The following is an 18121-nucleotide window of genomic DNA, read 5'->3' as shown; positions in this document are numbered from 1 at the left end:
GGCCTCCCTCAAGCACGACTTCGCCGTCACCCGCCGCTACGTCGTCCTCATCGAAGGCACCGTCACCTTCGACCCGAGCGAGCACTCCGGCATCCCCTACGGCTGGAACGACGACCAGCCCGCCCGCATCGGCGTGATGCCCCGCGCCTGGAACCGGTGGGTCGGCGCACCCGGCCGTGGCAGCGCGCCCAACACCCGCTCCACCACCCGCCGCTGGGTCATCGACACGACGGCCGGCGCCGTGGACGAGCAGATCATCGACGACCTCGTGGTGGAGGTCCCGACATTCAACGACGACCAGCTCGGGGCGGAGCACCGCTACCAGTGCCCCGTCTCCTTCCCCGACCAGAACGGCTTCGGAGGCTACGGCGTCGTCAAGTACGACCGCACGACGGGCGCCCGCCGCATCCACGAGGGCGGCGACGCCCGGCTGCCCAGCGAGGCCGTCTTCGTCCCCGCCGCCGGCGCCACCCGCGAGGACGACGGCTACCCGCTCACCGTCGTCTCCGACCTCAAGCAGGACCTTCGCAGCTCCTGGTCCTGGACGCCTCCGGCCTCGACCGGATCGCCGCCGTCCACCTGCCCCGCCGCGTCACCGCCGGTATCCACGGCTCCTGGATCCCCGATGCCGCCCTGGACGGCAGCCGCACCTGACCCACCGGAGCCCTGCGCGCGGGGAGGCCCGTACGACGTGACGTACGGACCTCCCCGCGACGGGCCTGCCTCACGCGGTCGTGCGCCGGCGCCTTCCCGTGCCGGCGACGAGCGCGGCGCCCAGGGCGAGGGCCGCACCGGCGCCGCCGAGGGCCCAGCTCGTGGCCGGGTCGGAGCCGGTGGTGGCGAGCTGGCCGCCGGTGGCGGTGGTGGAACCGGTCGTAGTGCCGGTGCCGGTGCCGGTGCCGGTGCCGGTGCCGATGGTGGTGCCGGTGGTGGAGCCGTTGCCCTGGTCGACCACGGGCGTGACGCCGCCGCCGTCGGGCTTGGGCTGGTTCCCGGTGTTACCGCCGCCGGTGTTGCCGCCGGTCTGGTCACCACCGGTCTGGCCGCCGTCGCCGGCGTCGCCGCCCGGGGCGGAAACGGAGAAGTAGGTGAAGATCAGGGGCGACATGATGTCGTCGTCGTAGCTCGCGTCGACCACGATGAAGGCCTTGTCGCCCAGCGGGGCGTCCGGCGCGACCTTGACCCGCAGCTGGATGTCGAGCCTGGCGTCCTTGCCGATGGCGCGGTCGAAGACGAGGCCGGCCGCCCAGGGGTCGAGCTCCTCGTCGCCCGTGACCCAGTTCTTGCCGTCCCAGACCTCGACCTGCAGGTGCTTCGCCGCCAGGGTGCGATCGTTGTTGGCGATGAGGACCCTGAAGCCGTACCGCTCGAACGCGCCCTTGCCCGTGTTGTCGACGCTCAGGGTGAGCGGCTTCCACTCGCCGTCGGCCTCGAGGCCGCTGTCCGGCAGCCCCTTCAGTGCCACCTTGGGGCCCTGGTGGCCCGCCTGCGGGTCCTTGGCGGTCACCTTGGACTCGTACCGGACCCGGTCCACGGATCCGCCCTGGGCGGTCGTGCTCAGGGAGAAGCGACTGGCCGCGGAATCCTTGCCGAACTTCATGCGGAGCTTGAGGTCGAAGACCTCGTTCGCCTCGATGTCGACGTCGGCGAGGCTGAAGCTGTACGCCTCCTCCGAGCCGTACGCCTCGATCTTGTGCCAGCCCCAGGTCCCGGCGGCGCCGGGGGCGTGGACCTCGAGCTGGATGTCGCCCGACTCCCACGCCGTCGTGTCGCGGGCCATCATGGCCAGCTCGAGCGAGTAGTCGTCGGCCGCCGGCCGGCCCGAGTTGTCGACGTGGAGGGAGAACTCCCGCCACTCGCTGCCCGCCTTGAACTCACCGGGGAACCCGGTCAGCGTCATCCCCGGTGCCTTCGCGGCCTTCTCGTCCTTGGCGGCGGCGTTCGGCTCGGCCTGTCCCTTCGGGTCCTGAGCCTTCGCCTCCCGGGCCTTCGGGTCCTGCTTCGGGTCCTGAGACTTCGCCTCCGGCGCCTGCTGACCGGAGGGCTCGCCGCTCCCCGGGGCCGCATCGTCCTTCGGCTCGGCGTCCGGCACGGTGACGGCCGGGTGCTGCACCTCTTCGGCCATGGCGGGAGTCGCCATGAGGACGGTCGGTCCGACCACGGCGGCGGCGGCCACGACGGCCATGCGCTGGAACTTGATCTTCACTTCGGCGGATCCCCCTCGAAGCCCCAGGCGCGCGGCGCGCATCCCCCGCGGGGCAGGTCAGTGTCGTTCTGAGCATCGTCAGGTTAATGGCAGGGCAAAGCACCTGGTCGAGCGGGGTCCGCGCGCCGCTCGCATGCCCCCGCCCGCGGTACGCCATGCCGGGATGAGGTCCGGATCTTTGTGGGTTCTGCCAGTACGACAGTCCGGAGAAGCCCGTAGAGACTGCCAGGCAGAGGTCGCGGCGTGCTCCGGGACGGGGCGTCCGTGGTCAACGGCATACCGAACGGGGAGAACACCACGATGAGCGCGCAGCAGCAGTACGACGAAATCGGTGAGGCGTACGAGGGGTTCAAGGCCCTGCCGCTGGAGCAGTACGCGGTGGTGCCCAGCTTCCTGGGCATGGTCGGGGACGTGCGCGGCAAGTCGGTACTCGACCTGGCCTGCGGGACCGGCTTCTACAGCAGGGAGTTCAAGCGCCGCGGCGCCGCGGAGGTCCGCGGAATCGACGTCTCCGGGGAAATGGTCTCGGTGGCACAGCAGCTGGAGGAGCGCGATCCGCTGGGCGTGGGCTACGAGGTCGGTGACGTGACCGACCTGCGTCCCCTCGACCGGCGTTTCGACATCGTCCTCGCGGTCCAGCTGCTCAACTACGCGGAGGACATCGCCACCACGGAGCGCATGTGCCGCAACGCGTACGAGAGCCTGAAGCCCGGCGGCGAGTTCTTCGGGCTCAACCAGTCGCCCGACTTCCGCTTCGACGGGCCCACCCCGGAGAAGTACGGCTTCCTCAGCGTGCTCACCGGCGAGGAGGTCGAGACCGGACCGCAGGTGCGGACCACGGCTCTGCTCGACCCGCCGGTCTCGTTCGTCGCCAACCGGCCGCGCCGCGAGGTCTACGAGAAGTGCCTGCGTGCAGCCGGCTTCAGCGACGCGACCTGGGTGCCCGTGACGGTGTCGGAGGCCGGCATCCGCGCGTTCGGTACGGACCACTGGGCGGACTTCCACGCCAACCCCCCGCTGGAGATGCTGCGCTGCCGCGCCTGACGCCCCACCGGACCTGCCGGCGCCCCGACCTCTGCGAGCGGCCCCGACGGGGTCGGGGCGTCGCCGGTCACCACCGCATCCCCAGGGCGCGACCGGCCACCTCGGTCGTCTGCGGGGCGCGCCTGATGCGAGGGCGGCCCGGATCGAGCCGCTGACCCCGGCCGACTCGGCGCCGCCGACGCCCCGGTGCTCAGCATCCGCCGATCATCAAGGGCCGCTGGATGAAGTCCACTTGGGGCCTCGTTCACCGGCTCGGCTGACGGGGAGCCCGCCTCCCCGTCAGCCGCCGGTCTCGCGGCTGCCCGCATAGATCAGTCGGCGGGCAGGGCGTCGACGGCGGAGTTCTGGCCGACCACGATCTTCCAGCCGTCCCGCTGCTGCGCGATCACATAGCTGGTGACACCCCGAGGGCCTTCGACGGGGGTGCCCGAGCTGTCCGTAGGTATCTGACGGACGTTCACAGCGATGACTCCGGGCACCACTTCCAGGAGCTTGACGACGTCGTAGCGGGCGTACGCATCGCGCAGGAACCCCTTCAGCGCGGGCCCGCTGAACTCGGCGATCGCCTCGCGGCTGTCCAGACGCCTGCCCACGGCGTTCGTCCAGGACGCCTCCAGGGCGAACTGTTCACTCAAGGCGATGGCGTCATGCGCGTTGAACGCCTCCTCCAGGTCCTTCACCACACCTGTCACCGCCGCCCGGACTTCCGCCGAGATGGCCCCCACCACCAGGATGTCGTTCGTCATGGCCGCACCTCTTTCCGTTCCCGGTCGGACCGACCGGATGTTCCCCACCGGATCCCTCCGGCCGACGTCTTCGCCGTCGTCGACTACTCAACGTCCTCAAGCCCCGTTGAGGTCAAGGACCGTGATCGGCTCCCGGCCGTCTCCGGAGTTGCCGCACGCACCCTCCGGCATCCGCTTCCCGACGTACGCTGGGGCCGCGCTGCTCACCGTGCCGCGCTCGCCCGCCGCCGAAGAGGACGCCCACCGCCATGCCCCAGCAGCCGCATGCGAAGCCGCCTGGCGCGGAGAGCTTCCGGACCACCGACGTGGACGCCGCCCGCGACTGGCTGAAGGCGGCGTACGGCACGAGCCTGCGCATGACGACACCCGCCCCGCACAGCTCCTTCCGGTACACCCGCACCGCCGCCGGGCCCGTGTCGCTCAGCACGCTGTCCTTACCCACGGACTACGCCTACACCACCGAGGCCCTGGGGGCGGTGGCCATCACGCACGTGGTCAGCGGCCGCATGGGCCGGGAGTGCGCGGACGACGTCACCGAAGCCGGGCCGGGCGACGTCCTGGCGATCTCGCAACCCCACCTCCCCTACGCGGGCCGCGTGTACGCGGCCGAGCTGCGCGCCGTGACGGTACCCCTCGCCCTGCTGGAACAGCTGGCGGGCCGCACGCCCGGGCGGACCGCCCGTCCACTGCACTTCACCCGCTTCACTCCGGCGTCCCCGGCCTTGGCCACCCAGTGGAAGAGGACCGTCGACTACGTCGAGGAGAGCGTGCTGGCCCTGCCGGCCGGGAGTGCACCCCTGGTGATCGACGCCGCCGCCAGGATGCTCGCCGCGACCGTCCTCGCCGCCTTCCCCAGCAACGCCCGCCCCGAGCCCGTGCTCGCGGACACCCGGGACGCGACGCCGGAGACCGTCCGCCGGGCGGTCGCCTTCATCGAGTCGGAGCCGGATGCCGAAATCGGCCTGGGCGAGATGGCCGCGGCCGCCGGTGTCACGCCGAGGGCCCTCCAGTACGCCTTCCGCCGCCACCTCGGGACGACCCCGACGGCCTATCTGCGCCGCGTACGGCTGGCTCTGGCCCATGCCGACCTGGTCGCGGCGGACCCCTCGCGGGACACGGTGACGGCCATCGCCAACCGGTGGGGCTTCCCTCATCAGGGACGTTTCTCCGCCGCCTACCGTGCCGCCTACGGTGCTCCTCCCCGAAGCACCCTGGCCGAGTCCTGACCCGCACCACTCAAGCCCGGCAGCAGCCGCCCTTACCCGGGTGGTGCTCAGGCCCGTCCCCACCAGCTCGGACCGCACCCCGCTCCCGTCCCACAGACGAGCAGGGCCCGGACCGCGCGTCGCGGTCCGGGCCCTGCCTGTGCGGTGCCGCCCTGCGACGGCGGTGCGTCAGCTCTGTGCGGTGTCGTCGCCCGCCTGCACGGAGCCCTCGGCTGCGGCTGCCTTCTCGCGCATCTTGCGCACCAGCTCCGCCTTCTGGTCGGCTGCACCCTGGCGGTCGAGGTTGCGGTGCGGACCGTTGTTCTGCCGTTCGGCGCGGGACAGCTTCTTGCGATGGCCGCCGCCCTGGCCCACGGGGTTGTTGATGTTCTTGCTGTCGGTCACGGGTTCTCCCGGTGGTGATGTGAACTGATCTACGGATTCATCGGTGGGGCACGGGCGGCGACGTCGAAGGACGTGAGCAGGGGCCCGTCACGCTCTCACTCGTGAATCGGCGGCTGGAAGAACATGACAAAGACGTTACCCGGTTCCGTGGGCCCCGCGAGCCAAGCTCCTCGCTGCCCCGGTGTCGGCCGGGCCTCCGGCGAGCGAGCCCGCGGCCAGCAGTTTCCTGCCGGGCGGGTCCAGAGGGGCGTGCGCTGCGACGGGACGACCTTCAGGCCTCCGCCTCGGCGCCCGACCGCGCCGCCCCGGACCGGACGAGCAACAGATCGCTCCCGCAGGTGGCGACGTCCAGGCCCGCCTCGCGCAGGATCACCGCGAGGGCCGTCTGGAACGCCTTGTGCAGGCCGGACAGGGACGTGAACCGGGAGAGGTCCTCCTTGTGCCCGTGGACCTGGAAGGTGGGCCGCAGCACCTCACGGGCGACCCACCCCACCATGACCCCCTCCGGGTCCGCCCACACGCGCAGGCCGTCGCCCTCCTCGGAGGTCGCGTCGAAACCGGCCCGCGTCAGGACGCAGCGAACCCGCTCGCAGTCGTCGCCGGTTCCGTCCCCGGAAGGCTCGGCGGTCGGTGCGGCCGGTGTGGGTGCCATGTACCTACTTCAGCGACCCGGCAGCGCCGACGAAAGCCGCTGCGCGAAGAGATCCGCAGCGACGATCCGGAAAACGAAACAGCCTTCCAGCTGCTCGGAGTTCCCCTCTGCCTCTGCGGGAGCTTCCGCGAGCGAGCGTGGAGTGAAAGGGGTCGTCAGGACTCGGTGTGCGACAGGTGCGCAGCGGGTGCAGCCGCCCCAGCGCAGCGGCCCGATCAGACGGGATGCGAACAGCTGCACGTGCCGCGCCAGCGCGAAGTCGGCGGCCGGGTACTGGTGACCGCGCAGTCGGCGCCGGTGTCTGCGGGCGTAGGCCATGAGCGCCCTGTCGAGGTCCCCCCGACTTTGCGGCCGGGGCGACCGCCTCCGCAGGCCGGCAGCCGCTTCTTGTGCGTTCGCGTACGCCCGGGCGGGCACCCCGGCGAACTTCGCCACGGCTGAGCCCTTGCCCTCGGCACCGACCACCAGACAGGCCCTGATCTCGCGCTCGCCCTGCGGCGTCGACGCACGCACCTCCAGGCACGCCCGGCTGCCCGGACCAGGCCGGTCACCCGGTGACCGAGGAGCACATCGACACCAGGGGTCTGCGCGGCAAGGGACCTGATCAACGGATCGAGGGTGCTGCGCCGGACGTTGTACGCGTACGGGAGCGCGGGGCCCGCCTGGCGCGGCCCTCGGCTCGATCCACCCCCCACGGGTGTACCGGCGGGCCTCGTTGCGGATGGCTCCCGCCTTCCTTGTGCGCCGGGGGTTCGAACGGTACTGGCCCCCGCTCCAGGACCCCGTAGCTCCTCGTACCGAGGTGGGAGCGCACCGTGGCCGTCTCTGCGAGGCGGACCGGCGCTTACCCGGCCCGACCGTGGGCAGGTGCCCGGCAGGAACCGCTTCGGCCCGGGAGGAGCAGCCATGGTCCGACGAGTCCACGAGGTGATGGCCGGCAATCCGGTGACCGTCGAAAAGCTGACCTCACTGGCAGAAGCCGCGCGAGTGATGCGGGACGCCAGCGTCGGGGACGTCCTGGTCGTCGACGGGGGCCGCCTTCGCGGCATCCTCACCGACCGGGACCTCGTCATACGCGCCATGGCCGAGAACCGGGATCCCGCCGACACCACGGTGCAGGCCATCTGCAGCACGGATCCGGTCACCGTCGGGCCCGATGACGACGTCGACCAGGCCAACGACCTCATGCGGCGGCACGCGCTGCGCCGACTGCCCGTGCAGAACGAGGACGGTGAACTCGTCGGCATCGTCACGCTGGGTGACCTCGCAGTCGAACGGGACCCGGCCTCGGCTCTGGCCGCCATCGCGGCCGCCGAGCCCGACACCTGAGACCCGCCAAGGAGCAGGGGCGGGGCCCTGAGGAGGTAGAGCACCATGTCCGCACCCATCCCAGACCCGGATCGGCGTACCCCTACGGGACCCCCCGAGGGTGGCGTCCCACCGGGGGAGACACCGCCGGGGGAGTCGAGCACCGGTTCCGGCGCCGGCCCGTACCGGCCCCTGACGCGGGGCTGGGGCAAGGGGCCTCTCGTACTGATCTGCTTGCTGGCCTTCGTCTTCGCCCTGTTCTTCCTCGCCTACGCCGTCACTCTGAACCTCTGAGCCGCCGGAGCTCTACCGTCACCTCGTGGAGGAGTCGTTTTCATGGACCGTACGCAGGACCAGTGCCAGGAGCCGGACCACGAGCCGGAGCGGAGCCGCGAGGAGAAGGAGCGCCAGCGTCCTGCGGGGCAGGACCCCGTCCACCCCGGTACGCGCGCGGAGCGGTCGGTGAACCCCGAGGAGCTCGCGCAGCGCCGTCGGGAGCAGATGCGCCGGGAGCGGGGCGAGGACGAGATGCGCGAAGACGAGTTCTGACCGGGGCGACGAAGGAAGGGGTCGTCGAACTGCTCGCTGCGACTGCGGCCTGCGGCGCGGGGCCGGCCCGGTGCGACTGGCCCCCAGGCTGCGGGAGGCCACCGGTCTCCGGGACGGGCAAGGCTGGCGGGTGGGGCCGTAGCGCTCAGTTCGGGAATTGCGCTGGTGATGCTGTCCTGGCGCAGTCGGTCGGTGTGCTGTGTCATGGCGTCGCGGCGTCGTAGTCCGGCGAGGGCCTGGTCCAGCTGCGACTTGGACGTCGCGGCACCGGGCGGCAGATCGCTCAGCAAGCTCACCTGGCCGGCCAGACGCCGCAGGTCCGCCGCATGGTCACGGGCCCAGGCCGCGACCGTGCGATCCGCCGCCCGGGAGTTGCGCGTGGCCGCGACGCCCAGCTCGCCGGTGCTTCCGGCCGCTCCTGTGCGCAGCCGCAGGTAGCGGCGCTCGGCCGCCTGACGGCTGGCGACACCCAGCGGGCCGGCGAGGTCAGCCCGGCTCGCAGGGCGCTCTCCGTTGCGTCGTCCAGTCAATGACAATGGGGACGTCATCCTCAAGATGACGTCCTGCTTGTCATCGTTTCGATGACATGCTACAACGGGAGCACGTTGAAGCGCATTGGCAGTTTCTGCCTGAACCGACTGGAGGTGTTTCACGATGTTGATGCGCACCGACCCCTTCCGTGAGATGGACCGGATCGTCCAGCAGCTCTCGGGTGCGTCGGGTACCTGGTCGAAGCCGTCCGTGATGCCGATGGACGCCTACCGTCAGGGCGACGAGTACGTGATCGCCTTCGACCTCCCCGGAGTGAGCAGCGACGCGATCGACATCGACGTCGAGCGGAACATGCTGACCGTGAAGGCCGAGCGCCGGCCCTCGGGGAAGTCCGACGGCGTGCAGATGGAGCTCTCCGAGCGGCCCCTGGGTGTCTTCTCCCGCCAGATCATGCTGGCCGACACCCTCGACACCGAGCACATCCAGGCCGACTACGACGCGGGTGTCCTGACCCTGCGCATCCCGATCGCCGAACGCGCCAAGCCCCGCAAGATCAGCATCGGCAGCGAGTCCGGCCGCAAGCAGATCTCCGGCTGAGCCGACCCTGCTGAGCCCGCCCCGACCCGCGGCGGAGGGCCAGAGGCACCGCCCCGGCGCCCTGGTCCCCGCCGCCGCCCTCGAGACGTATGCCCTGATCCTGTCGACGGCCCGGGCCCCCTCACACCCGAGCGCTTCGTCCGTGCGACCGCGGCCCGGATGGAGGCAGCCACCGGGACGACGGCCCTCCGGGGGATCGGCGCAGTTCTGTCGCCCCCGCAGCCCACCTGACCACCCCACGCACCCCGAGTCCCCGCCACACCCGCAGAGAAAGGCCAGCGCACCGTCATGTACGACCAGACCCGACCGGAACGGTCCCTCGCGGCCATGACGTACGAGCAGATGCTCGAACGCGTCCGGTACGAGGGCGCCTACCCCACCCGAGAACGCGCCGAGCAGGCGGTCCGCGCCGTCCTGGGCGCACTGGGCTGCCAGGTCACCGGCGACGAACGCGTCGACCTGGCGCGCTGTCTGCCCGTCGAAGCGGCCCTCACGCTGACGGCGTCGGCCCCCGCCACCGGACAGCTCACCGGCTGGGGCTTCATCAAGGACCTCGCGGCACGGACCGGGGCCACACCGGCCACCACCCGCTGGGACACGGGCGCCGTCCTCGCCGCCGTCGCCGCCCTGGCCGGTCCCGACCTCCTCACCCGCATCCTCGGGCAGCTCCCCGACGGCTACGCACTCCTTTTCGGCCGAGCCCAGCTGTCCCGGCCCAGGCCCCAGCCCGTGGCCGCCTGACCCGCCCCGGTCACGAAGAGGATCCCGAAGAGGTCCCGTCCCCCACGTACCCGCGTGGGGTAGGTATCGGCCTTCATGTCCGCCGTCATGCATGTCCTGCTTTTCATGTAATTGTTGACGTATGCCGTGCCGGGTGCCGACCATCACTGGTAGGACCCGGCACAACGGAAGAGTGGGATACGCCCCGGGTAGTCGAAGCAGGGGAGGCGCAGATGGCACAGGCCATGGACCGCTGCCGCATCACCGTCGACACCGACGGCCTGGAGGTCTGTGTCATGCCCGGACCGTGCGGTTCGGCAGAGGTCACGCTCTGCGGTGAGGTCGACCTGCACAACGCGGCTGATGTGCGCGAAGCCCTGGTGACCGCACTCACCACCTATCGGGGCGCGCTCACCGTTGACCTGTGCCAGGTCACCTTCTGTGACTGCGCGGGGCTCAACGCTCTTCTGGCGGCACGCAACGCCGCCGACCGCGCCCACCGGTCCCTGCGCGTCACCATCGCCAGCCGCACCGTCGATCGGCTCTTCGAACTCACCGGAACTCGCTCCTGCCTCACGTGATCGTGTCCTGATGAGCATGTGATCCCCGTTCCGTCCGCGCCGCCGGCGCAGGCCGCGAACGTCGGCATGGGCACGCCGAAGGCGCAGTCCCGTGCCGACCGGGCCGTGCCTCCAGGAGACGAGCAGGCCCTGGGCAGATGTTTCGATGCCCGGGTACGTCCGCGAGGGGTCCCTGTTCACGCTCGGCGCGCTCATGGCCCGGCCCTCCGGGCGACGCCGCCGTGCGCGAAGCCGTCCAGTACACGCAAGGCTGGGCGCGGGCTTCCCCCCCGTTTCGTGGCTGCGGCAGCACCTTGTCGAGGACCACGGCTCGGCATCGGACCGTGCCCGTGGCGGGGCCCTGTCACGCGGCTGTGACAGTCGACGGACGGTCTCGTGAAGCTCGGAGGTCAGTCTCTTAACCAGAGGGCAAAACGGACATCACATCCCAGACCCTCTGAAATTACCTCCCCTGTTGTCTCTTGACTGGAGTCCTTCTCATGGTCCGCACTTCTCGGAAGCAGCGTTTCGCGATGGTCGCCGTTTCGGCCGCGATAGTCGGCGGAGGTGTCCTGCTCCCCACCAGTGCATTTGCCGCCCAGTCCGCGCCGCAGACCGTCGAGCAGGCGCAGAGCGGTCACGACAAGCACAAGCACCAGAACAAGGGCAAGAAGGACCACCATAAGGACAAGGGCAAGAAGCACCACGGCAAGAAGGACAAGAAGCACGGCAAGAAGAACAAGGTCCGGGACGTGGAGAACATGCCGGGCTGCAAGTTCTACCAGGGCAAGGTCTACTGCGAGCACAAGCCCGACAAGCCCGCGCCGGCCCCGGAGAAGCCCGCCCCGGCCCCGTAGGAGGAGCATGCTGCTCCGGGTTCCGAGGAGCAGAGCCCGGCACTGAGGCCCGCGTAGCCCTTCGGTGCGATGTGTCCAGCCCCTGCGGGACCCGACCGGGGCCGCAGGGGCTTCGGCCGTGCCGGACACGTGGCGGAGGGCGCCCTGACGTCCTGCGCGTGACCGAAGTCCCGGATGCCGCCAACGCGCACGGAGTCGACGCCCGTGGCGTGCAGGAAGGCCTTCGTGCGGTCGATGTCCTCGCGGCCCTGGCCGCTGGCGATCACCGCGGTACGGGCGGCCACTCCGCGATCGACGAGCCTGTGGAGGTTCCGGACGGTGCGCTCGTGGCTCGACCGCACCGAGGTCACGCGGTCGGGCGCCGCGGGGTCGTACGAGTACACCGACGTGGCGAAGGCAACCTCGTGCTCCCTGCGGCGCACGTCAACCGTCGTGCCCCCATCGGCGCACACCGCCGACAGGGAGACCGGCGCGGATCGGGACGTCGGGCTGCCGCGACAACGCGGATCCCCTCGGTCCGAACCGGACTTCGCGGCCGCCGCCGGCCGAACCGGCCGCGGCGCGAACCGGTTGAGCAGTGAGTCACGTCACCGAGGTCGGGGCAACGCGCCCCCCCGGCAAGGCGGGACTGCCCATACCCCTACCGAGTCCGGTGAAGTAGTTCGAGTCCTTCGGGCGGGTGGAGTCATGGCTGGTGGGGCGAGGGGCCGGTTCGAGATGGGGTATGTACTTGGAGCAGTGGATGTAAGCCTCCTCGATGCTCAGGTGGACCCACATCTCAGGGCTGCGGCCGGGCGCCACATCGGTGGGCAGGCCCGGATGGAGCGAACGCAGGCTCGTGTCGGTGTGGAGCCGGGCCGTGCCGTTGACGTGAAGGCCCACGTGGTGGTGGGTGAAGTCCACGAACAGCATGCCGAGGTGGGGGTTCTCCGTCATGTTGCCGGCGCTGGCGAGCACACCGTTCCCCCGGAACTCGGGATAGGCGAGCGAGTGGTCGTCGATCACGTGGACGAACCCCGGCGGCCCGGCGCGGAAGCTGGCGTCGCACTCGCCGTGGGAGTCCGCCGTGGCCAGGAAGACCATGGCCTGGCGTGCGATGAACTCCCGCATCTCGGGCGTGAGGCAGGGCCGTACCTGCTGGTCGTAGAACCGGGCAGCGCGCTCGGCGGTGCCCAGTTGCTGCTGCAGCTGGTGTTCACCTGCTGATCCGAAGGGCGGCGGGGACAAGGTCACGGCGTACTCCTGGCAGGAAGGCAAGCGCTTGGATCAGGGGATGGAAAGGACGGGGGTCTCGAACGGATCGTGATGGATTCGTTCGGGCAGGGTGCCGCCGAGCGTGAGCGTCTCGCTGGCGGAGACGACCATCGGAGCCGGGCCACTGAGGTAGACGTCGTGCTGATACCAGGGCCCGTATTCGGCCAGGACCTCCGGCAGGGAGCCCCGGATTCCGGGGATGTATTCGTGGGAGACCGCCCCCCTGATGCTCAGCCAGTGGTGGCGCTGCGCCATCCGGAGCATGTCGTCGACCCCGTACAGCTCGGCGCCGGTGCGGGCGCCGAGGAACAGGTCCACCTGGTGGCGGCCGCCGCGCCGGGCGACCTCCTCGACGAGCGCGCGGATCGGGGCGAGCCCGGTACCGCCCGCCACACAGAGCAGGTCGGTGTGCACGGCGGCGTCCAGCACCATGTCACCCAGCGGCGGGCCCAGATGGACCACGTCACCCACGGCCGCCCGGTGCACCAGCGCACTGCTGACCGAGCCGCCGGCGACGGCCCGCACGTGAAGGGTGAGAGTGCCGTCCTCGCGGGGCGCGTTGGCGGGGGAGTAGTAGCGCCAGTGCTTCGGCCACCACGGGGTCTCGATGCTGACGTACTGTCCGGCCGCGTACGCGTAGGGCATGTGGGGACGGACGGTGATCTCGGCGATGCCGTGGCCGCGCGACACCCGGTGCACGATGGTGGCGGGCCACACGGCGGGCCGTACCGCCTCGTCCGCCTCGGCAGCGCTGATCATGACGTCGGCGACCACGCCGTACGCCTTGGTCCAGGCAGCGGCGATGTCCGCGGTCCAGGCGGAGCCGGCGTAGCGGGCCAGGGAGGCGAGGAGACACTCGCCCACGGCGGGGAAGTGCGCGGCGAGGGTGCCGAATTTGCGGTGATCGCGGCCGAGGTGCCCGCAGAAGCGGACCAGGCTCTCGGGGTCGTCGACCAGGTCGACGATACGGAGCAGCGCGCGCAGCAGGCGACCGCGCTGGGCGTCCATCCCCGGCGGAAACAGGGGACGGACTTCGGGATAGCGGGCGAAGAGGATTGCGTAGAAATAGACCGTCATATCGGCGGCTTGCGGCTCGACCACCGAGACGGAGGCGCGTATCAGATCGATCTCGTGGGCCGACAGCGGCGCTTCGACGGCCTCGGGCTCAACGGGGTGGGCAGCAGGGGCGGGCGCGGGATCGGGTGCCGGAAGTGTTGATGTACGGGGTGAGCGGTTGATACGGAATTTCAAGGGACCAGCGCTCCTCCACCCACACATGGCGGTGGCTTTCCTACGTCGGACCGGGAGGCGGCACAGCTCGCGAGGTCACGCTCCAGAAGCGCGACGGGAGCGGCGACGCCTGCACTGAACTGCGGGAGCGCGGTGACCGGGGCACCGGAGGTGTCGAGCATGAGTCCTCAGTTCGGGGCGGGGATCCTGAAACGGATCAGGCGGGTCCGGACGCTACATGATCGCGCGCGTAACTCAGAAGTAACAACGAGAAATGCCCGGGATTAACCCATTCTGAATCAGGTCGGTAATTCCGCTTGGCGGCGCTTTGTGAGGTTCGAATGCGGTCTGCCGTCTCCGGCCGGACGCCCTTGCCGCCCGCGCCGGCGTGACGGCGGCGGACGCCGGAGGCCGGGAACGGTGCGCGGCGGGGGTCGATACGCGGCGGTGGTCGGTACGCGGCGGCGGTCGGTCGCGGCGAGGGGGATGTGCCGCCGAGGCGGAAGGCGCTCCCGGAGCCCCACTTCGTAGACCCCCGGAGCGGGCCTGTCCCGTCTCCTCAGGTCTCGCGCAGTCGAAGACCCCGTCGAGCGCCCGACCACAGGGTCTCGAACGCATCGGCCGCCCACCACTGCGGCTCGCGCCCCTCCCGACACCTGTTCCGGGAGACCCTCGGCACATAGGACGCCTGGCCCGGCGCGCAGCAGTACCTCCAGGGCCGGGCCCTGGGGTTGTTCATCCGGCCGTGGTCGCGCAGCGCTTCACCACCTCCGCCCGCGGCGGGCCGGTCACCCGCGGGGGCCGCGCGGCGAGAGGCGTGGCCATCCTCCAGGGGAACGGGTCCCCCGTCATCGCATGTCCGCGCTCACCGGTGCGCGGGTCGCCGTCGGGACGGCCGCCGCATCGCCCTCGCCGCCCGGCCCGGGTTTGCAGCAACAGAACTCACGAAACTCATTTCGCGTATTCCTTGACGGGTGTGGGTCGAACGCGGCATGCTCATGGGGCAGCCGCACGGGCGGCTGTGTCCGGGGGATCCCTCGGCTACGGAGTCAAGTACCTGGGGGAGCGGATATGAAGACCCACATCGCGCAGGCCGTGACCGATATGGCCGAGGTCGTGGCGCAGGCCACCACAGAGGTCCCCGAGCAGCAGCTTCCCTACATCGCGGATCCCCGGGAGGTCGCCCCCGCTGACGCCCGGGAGCTTTCCAAGGTCTTCTTCGATCGGCTCCGCACTCTGGACGAGGGCACCCGCGAGCGCCAGTACGTCCGCAACACGCTGATCGAGATGAACCTGTCCCTGGTCCAGTTCGCGGCGCGCCGCTTCCGCAACCGCACCGACGGTACGGACATCGAGGACATCATCCAGGTCGGCACCATCGGCCTCATCAAGGCCATCGACCGCTTCGACCCCACCCTCGGCAACGAGTTCACGACCCTGGCCCTCCCCTACATCACCGGGGAGATCAAGCGGCACTTCCGCGACACCACGTGGGCCGTCCGCGTTCCGCGCCGCTTGCAGGAACTGCGCATCGAGCTGGCTCGGGGCAAGGACGAGCTCAGTGCGGTGCTCGACCGCGCGCCGACGGTCCGTGAACTGGCAGCCCACATGGGGCTCAGTGACGAAGAGGTGATCGAGGGCCTGGTCGCCGCCAACGGCCACTCCAGCCAGTCCCTCGACAGCGACCAGGACGAATCCTCCGAGGGCGCCCCGCGTCCCCTGGCCGACGTCCTCGGGAGCGAGGACCCGAGCATGGAGCTCTTCGAGGACATCCACAGCCTCGCCCCCCTGCTCGATCAGCTCGAAGGGCGCGAGAAGCTCATCCTGCAGATGCGCTTCGGCCAAGAGATGACGCAGGCGCAGATCGGGGCCCGTCTGGGTCTGTCCCAGATGCAGATCTCCCGGATCCTCACCCGCACCCTCGCCCGGCTCCGTGAGGGCATGCTCGCCAACTGATGCCGCCCGCGCCGACCGCGTCCGGTGACGGTTGCCCTGCGGCTGCCGCTGCCCGCCGACAGATCCGCTGCGGCGTGCCGGACGGGGCATCGAAGGGGCCGCCACCGTGGCCTCAGGTTGCCGTCGATTCGTCGAGTTCCGCCCGAAGGATGTCATGACCAGTACGCAGGAACCGCTCGAGCTGACTCCGGATGCCCCCGGACAGTCGGGTCCGCCGTCCGTCGACGTCCGCATCGCGCGGATACGGCGGCGCCTGGAGAGGCTGATCGGGATCGCGGCAACCGAGGGGAACAAGGTGGTCCCCTTGCGCAACGGGGACGAGATCTTCGCCGCGATGCTGGCCGCGATCGGCCGCGCGGAGCACACGGTGGACATGATGACCTTCGTGTACTGGAAAGGCGACATCGCCCGCCAGTTCGCCGAGGCGCTCGCGGACCGGGCCCTCGCCGGAGTGCGGGTGCGGCTGCTGCTGGACGGGTTCGGCAGCCGCCTGATCGAGAAGGAGCAGCTCCGGGCGATGGAGCGGGCCGGGGTGCAGGTGGCGTGGTTCCGCAGGCCCATGTATCTGTCGCCGCTCAAACAGAACCACCGCTGCCACCGCAAAGTACTGGTCGTCGACGAGGAGACCGCTTTCACCGGCGGGGTCGGGATCGCCGAGGAGTGGTGCGGCGACGCCCGCAACGCGGACGAGTGGCGCGACACCCACGTAGAGGTCCGCGGACCGGCGGTGGACGGGATCGCAGCCGCGTTCGCGCAGAACTGGGCCGAGTGCCACGACGAGCTCTTCGACGAGCGCGACCGTTTCATCGAGCACCGTCCGCAGGGCGACGCCATCGTGCAGGTGGTGCGCGGTTCGGCCAGCTTCGGCTGGCAGGACATGCAGACCCTGATCCGGGTGATGCTGGAGTCTGCCGAAGAACGCTTCCGGCTGGCCACCGCCTACTTCTCACCGGACGCGTACTTCATCGACCTGCTCTGCGCCACCGCGCGGCGCGGTGTCGAAGTGGAGATCGTGCTGCCCGGGCCGCACACCGACAAGCGCGTCTGCCAGTTGGCCGGCCAGCACTACTACCAGGACCTGACCGACTGCGGGGTGAAGATCTACCAGTACCAGACGACGATGATGCACGCCAAGGTCATCACCGTCGACCACGTCGCCGCCCTCATAGGCTCGACCAACTTCAACCGCCGCTCCCTCGACCACGACGAGGAGGTCATGCTCGCCGTCCTGGACCAGGAGTTCACGGCCACGCTGAACGAGCACTTCGATGCGGACATGGCGGCCAGTGAACGGATCCGGGCGGGCCGGTGGAAGAGGCGCTCCCTCGTGCAGCGGACCCGCGAAGCGGCCGTCCAGCCCATCCGCCGCTTCCTGTGACCGGCGCAGTGCTGCGCATCAGTCGCGCCCGACGGGCCTGCGGCTCCTCCGCCTCGCGCCTGCACATGCACAAGCCCTCCCCGGGCAGGCTCGCCGGACCGTGAGACCGGACACCGTAGCCGAGGAGGTGCCCTCTAGGGTGCGTTCATGATCTCGAACAACTACCTCTCGGAACTCTTCTCGTCGGACGGCCGGGTTGCCATCGTGACGGGCGGCAGTTCGGGGATCGGCCGAGCCGTCGCCGGGGCTCTTGCACGAGCGGGGGCGAGCGTGGTGATCGTGGCGCGCAAGGAATCGGCGCTGACCACCGCGGTCGACGAGCTGGTCGCGGACGGCTGCCGGGCGGCCTGGGTGAGCGCCGACCTGAGCACCCGCGACGGGGTGCGCGCGGCGGCCGAGCGGGCGGCCGAGGTGTTCGGTGAGCCCGACATCCTCGTCAACAGCGCCGGGATCAACCTGCGGCCGCCGATGGGCGAGGTGGGCGACGAGGTGTGGGACGCCACGATGGCCTTGAACCTGGAGGCGCCCTACGTGTTGGGCCAGCGGTTCGGGCCCGGCATGGCCGAGCGGGGCTTCGGGCGGATCATCCACATCAGCTCCCAGCAGGCGCACCGGGCCTTCGTCCGGAGTGGCGCCTACGGGGTCTCCAAGGGAGCGCTGGAGTCGCTGGCCCGCTCTCAGGCGGAGGCATGGTCTCCGTACGGCGTGACCTGCAACACGCTCGTGCCCGGCTTCGTGATGACCCCGCTCAACGCGCGGTTGGCGTCCGAGCCGGAGACGGTGGCGGCGCTGGCCGCGCGCACGATGATCGGGCGCAACGGCCTGGCCGAGGACTTCGCCGGGGCGGCGGTGTTCCTGGCCGGCCGCGCCTCCGGCTACGTCACCGGGCAGGCGATCTTCGTCGACGGAGGGCTCTCCGTCCACTGAGCGAGCCGCCGCGTCCCTCCGCCGCCGACGGGCGC

At 70.7% G+C, this 18121-nt stretch carries 18 protein-coding genes and 2 pseudogenes; 13 read left to right on the top strand and 7 right to left on the bottom strand.

All coding sequences use genetic code 11. The features are described from left to right. Positions 1-49: 49 nt before the first annotated feature. Positions 50-654, top strand: a pseudogene (locus tag ACFWUZ_RS18355) (carotenoid oxygenase family protein). 70 nt (positions 655-724) lie between these two features. Here ACFWUZ_RS18355 and ACFWUZ_RS18350 read toward each other — a convergent pair. After that, on the bottom strand, positions 725-2206 hold the full coding sequence (locus ACFWUZ_RS18350; protein ID WP_384373305.1) for a hypothetical protein: 1482 nt from the start codon (positions 2204-2206) through the stop codon (positions 725-727). Positions 2207-2506: 300 nt separating this feature from the next. Between ACFWUZ_RS18350 and ACFWUZ_RS18345 the strand changes: the two genes are divergently transcribed. Then, entirely contained in the window at positions 2507-3250 is a 744-nt protein-coding gene (locus ACFWUZ_RS18345) for a class I SAM-dependent methyltransferase (RefSeq protein ID WP_384373359.1), read from the top strand. Between the two features lie 311 nt (positions 3251-3561). On the opposite strand, the gene ACFWUZ_RS18340 is transcribed toward ACFWUZ_RS18345, so the two are convergent. Beyond that, positions 3562-3996 carry an SgcJ/EcaC family oxidoreductase gene (locus ACFWUZ_RS18340; protein WP_384373303.1) on the bottom strand — a complete coding sequence of 145 codons (435 nt, stop codon included), beginning with the start codon at positions 3994-3996 and terminating at the stop codon, positions 3562-3564. Between the two features lie 248 nt (positions 3997-4244). Here ACFWUZ_RS18340 and ACFWUZ_RS18335 point away from each other — a divergent pair, with 248 nt between their 5' ends. Beyond that, positions 4245-5222 carry an AraC family transcriptional regulator gene (locus ACFWUZ_RS18335; RefSeq protein ID WP_384373300.1) on the top strand — a complete coding sequence of 326 codons (978 nt, stop codon included), beginning with the start codon at positions 4245-4247 and terminating at the stop codon, positions 5220-5222. A gap of 168 nt (positions 5223-5390) precedes the next feature. On the opposite strand, the gene ACFWUZ_RS18330 is transcribed toward ACFWUZ_RS18335, so the two are convergent. Then, on the bottom strand, positions 5391-5606 hold the full coding sequence (locus ACFWUZ_RS18330) for a DUF6243 family protein (RefSeq protein WP_384373298.1): 216 nt from the start codon (positions 5604-5606) through the stop codon (positions 5391-5393). A gap of 271 nt (positions 5607-5877) precedes the next feature. After that, entirely contained in the window at positions 5878-6258 is a 381-nt protein-coding gene (locus ACFWUZ_RS18325; RefSeq protein WP_384373296.1) for a hypothetical protein, read from the bottom strand. A 906-nt stretch (positions 6259-7164) separates the two neighbouring features. Between ACFWUZ_RS18325 and ACFWUZ_RS18320 the strand changes: the two genes are divergently transcribed. From ACFWUZ_RS18320 to ACFWUZ_RS18310, 3 genes are read left to right on the top strand one after another with little or no spacing between them, the layout of a single operon-like run. Beyond that, on the top strand, positions 7165-7587 hold the full coding sequence (locus ACFWUZ_RS18320) for a CBS domain-containing protein (RefSeq protein ID WP_384373294.1): 423 nt from the start codon (positions 7165-7167) through the stop codon (positions 7585-7587). Positions 7588-7632: 45 nt separating this feature from the next. After that, on the top strand, positions 7633-7860 hold the full coding sequence (locus ACFWUZ_RS18315; protein ID WP_384373292.1) for a DUF6480 family protein: 228 nt from the start codon (positions 7633-7635) through the stop codon (positions 7858-7860). Positions 7861-7902: 42 nt separating this feature from the next. Beyond that, positions 7903-8115, top strand: coding sequence for a hypothetical protein (locus ACFWUZ_RS18310; RefSeq protein WP_384373362.1), 213 nt, complete (start codon positions 7903-7905; stop codon positions 8113-8115). Positions 8116-8285: 170 nt separating this feature from the next. Here ACFWUZ_RS18310 and ACFWUZ_RS18305 read toward each other — a convergent pair. After that, positions 8286-8615: pseudogene (locus tag ACFWUZ_RS18305) on the bottom strand (HSP18 transcriptional regulator); the annotation flags it as partial. A 154-nt stretch (positions 8616-8769) separates the two neighbouring features. Between ACFWUZ_RS18305 and ACFWUZ_RS18300 the strand changes: the two are divergent. The 4 genes from ACFWUZ_RS18300 to ACFWUZ_RS18285 all read left to right on the top strand — a co-directional run bounded on the left by ACFWUZ_RS18300 (position 8770) and on the right by ACFWUZ_RS18285 (position 11341). Then, on the top strand, positions 8770-9204 hold the full coding sequence (locus ACFWUZ_RS18300) for an Hsp20/alpha crystallin family protein (protein WP_384373290.1): 435 nt from the start codon (positions 8770-8772) through the stop codon (positions 9202-9204). A 288-nt stretch (positions 9205-9492) separates the two neighbouring features. Next, the gene (locus ACFWUZ_RS18295) at positions 9493-9945 is read left to right on the top strand and encodes a DUF2267 domain-containing protein (RefSeq protein ID WP_384373288.1); all 453 of its coding nucleotides are present in this window, start codon (positions 9493-9495) and stop codon (positions 9943-9945) included. Between the two features lie 212 nt (positions 9946-10157). Further along, positions 10158-10505 (top strand): STAS domain-containing protein, encoded by a 348-nt coding sequence (locus ACFWUZ_RS18290; protein ID WP_384373286.1) that lies wholly within the window; start codon positions 10158-10160, stop codon positions 10503-10505. A 479-nt stretch (positions 10506-10984) separates the two neighbouring features. Further along, positions 10985-11341: a hypothetical protein gene (locus ACFWUZ_RS18285; RefSeq protein WP_384373284.1), complete on the top strand. Its 357-nt coding sequence runs from the start codon at positions 10985-10987 to the stop codon at positions 11339-11341. Between the two features lie 582 nt (positions 11342-11923). On the opposite strand, the gene ACFWUZ_RS18280 is transcribed toward ACFWUZ_RS18285, so the two are convergent. Both ACFWUZ_RS18280 and ACFWUZ_RS18275 read right to left on the bottom strand, forming a co-directional pair. Next, a complete protein-coding gene (locus tag ACFWUZ_RS18280) occupies positions 11924-12574 on the bottom strand; it encodes a pyridoxamine 5'-phosphate oxidase family protein (protein ID WP_384373282.1) in 651 nt (216 codons plus the stop codon). Between the two features lie 33 nt (positions 12575-12607). Then, positions 12608-13846: a globin domain-containing protein gene (locus ACFWUZ_RS18275; protein ID WP_384373280.1), complete on the bottom strand. Its 1239-nt coding sequence runs from the start codon at positions 13844-13846 to the stop codon at positions 12608-12610. Between the two features lie 1050 nt (positions 13847-14896). Here ACFWUZ_RS18275 and ACFWUZ_RS18270 point away from each other — a divergent pair. The 3 genes from ACFWUZ_RS18270 to ACFWUZ_RS18260 all read left to right on the top strand — a co-directional run bounded on the left by ACFWUZ_RS18270 (position 14897) and on the right by ACFWUZ_RS18260 (position 18086). Continuing rightward, a complete protein-coding gene (locus tag ACFWUZ_RS18270; protein ID WP_384373278.1) occupies positions 14897-15781 on the top strand; it encodes a SigB/SigF/SigG family RNA polymerase sigma factor in 885 nt (294 codons plus the stop codon). 154 nt (positions 15782-15935) lie between these two features. After that, positions 15936-17159: a phosphatidylserine/phosphatidylglycerophosphate/cardiolipin synthase family protein gene (locus tag ACFWUZ_RS18265; protein WP_384373276.1), complete on the top strand. Its 1224-nt coding sequence runs from the start codon at positions 15936-15938 to the stop codon at positions 17157-17159. A 147-nt stretch (positions 17160-17306) separates the two neighbouring features. Beyond that, complete coding sequence (locus ACFWUZ_RS18260) at positions 17307-18086, top strand: SDR family NAD(P)-dependent oxidoreductase (protein WP_384373274.1); 780 nt, start codon at positions 17307-17309, stop codon at positions 18084-18086. The last annotated feature ends 35 nt before the right edge of the window (positions 18087-18121 follow it).

The sequence above is a fragment of the Streptomyces sp. NPDC058646 genome (assembly GCF_042716875.1).
Taxonomy (GTDB): domain Bacteria; phylum Actinomycetota; class Actinomycetes; order Streptomycetales; family Streptomycetaceae; genus Streptomyces.
The sequence above is the reverse complement of the archived record's forward strand: the minus strand, read 5'-3'. Positions and strand labels throughout refer to the sequence as shown.

Excerpts from the sequence above, each read along its gene's own strand:
- ACFWUZ_RS18345 (WP_384373359.1), top strand. The coding sequence starts at position 2,507 with ATGAGCGCGCAGCAGCAGTACGACGAAATCGGTGAGGCGTACGAGGGG.
- ACFWUZ_RS18340 (WP_384373303.1), bottom strand. The coding sequence starts at position 3,996 with ATGACGAACGACATCCTGGTGGTGGGGGCCATCTCGGCGGAAGTCCGG.
- ACFWUZ_RS18335 (WP_384373300.1), top strand. The coding sequence starts at position 4,245 with ATGCCCCAGCAGCCGCATGCGAAGCCGCCTGGCGCGGAGAGCTTCCGG.
- ACFWUZ_RS18325 (WP_384373296.1), bottom strand. The coding sequence starts at position 6,258 with ATGGCACCCACACCGGCCGCACCGACCGCCGAGCCTTCCGGGGACGGA.
- ACFWUZ_RS18320 (WP_384373294.1), top strand. The coding sequence starts at position 7,165 with ATGGTCCGACGAGTCCACGAGGTGATGGCCGGCAATCCGGTGACCGTC.
- ACFWUZ_RS18315 (WP_384373292.1), top strand. The coding sequence starts at position 7,633 with ATGTCCGCACCCATCCCAGACCCGGATCGGCGTACCCCTACGGGACCC.
- ACFWUZ_RS18310 (WP_384373362.1), top strand. The coding sequence starts at position 7,903 with ATGGACCGTACGCAGGACCAGTGCCAGGAGCCGGACCACGAGCCGGAG.
- ACFWUZ_RS18300 (WP_384373290.1), top strand. The coding sequence starts at position 8,770 with ATGTTGATGCGCACCGACCCCTTCCGTGAGATGGACCGGATCGTCCAG.
- ACFWUZ_RS18295 (WP_384373288.1), top strand. The coding sequence starts at position 9,493 with ATGTACGACCAGACCCGACCGGAACGGTCCCTCGCGGCCATGACGTAC.
- ACFWUZ_RS18290 (WP_384373286.1), top strand. The coding sequence starts at position 10,158 with ATGGCACAGGCCATGGACCGCTGCCGCATCACCGTCGACACCGACGGC.
- ACFWUZ_RS18285 (WP_384373284.1), top strand. The coding sequence starts at position 10,985 with ATGGTCCGCACTTCTCGGAAGCAGCGTTTCGCGATGGTCGCCGTTTCG.
- ACFWUZ_RS18270 (WP_384373278.1), top strand. The coding sequence starts at position 14,897 with ATGAAGACCCACATCGCGCAGGCCGTGACCGATATGGCCGAGGTCGTG.
- ACFWUZ_RS18265 (WP_384373276.1), top strand. The coding sequence starts at position 15,936 with ATGACCAGTACGCAGGAACCGCTCGAGCTGACTCCGGATGCCCCCGGA.
- ACFWUZ_RS18260 (WP_384373274.1), top strand. The coding sequence starts at position 17,307 with ATGATCTCGAACAACTACCTCTCGGAACTCTTCTCGTCGGACGGCCGG.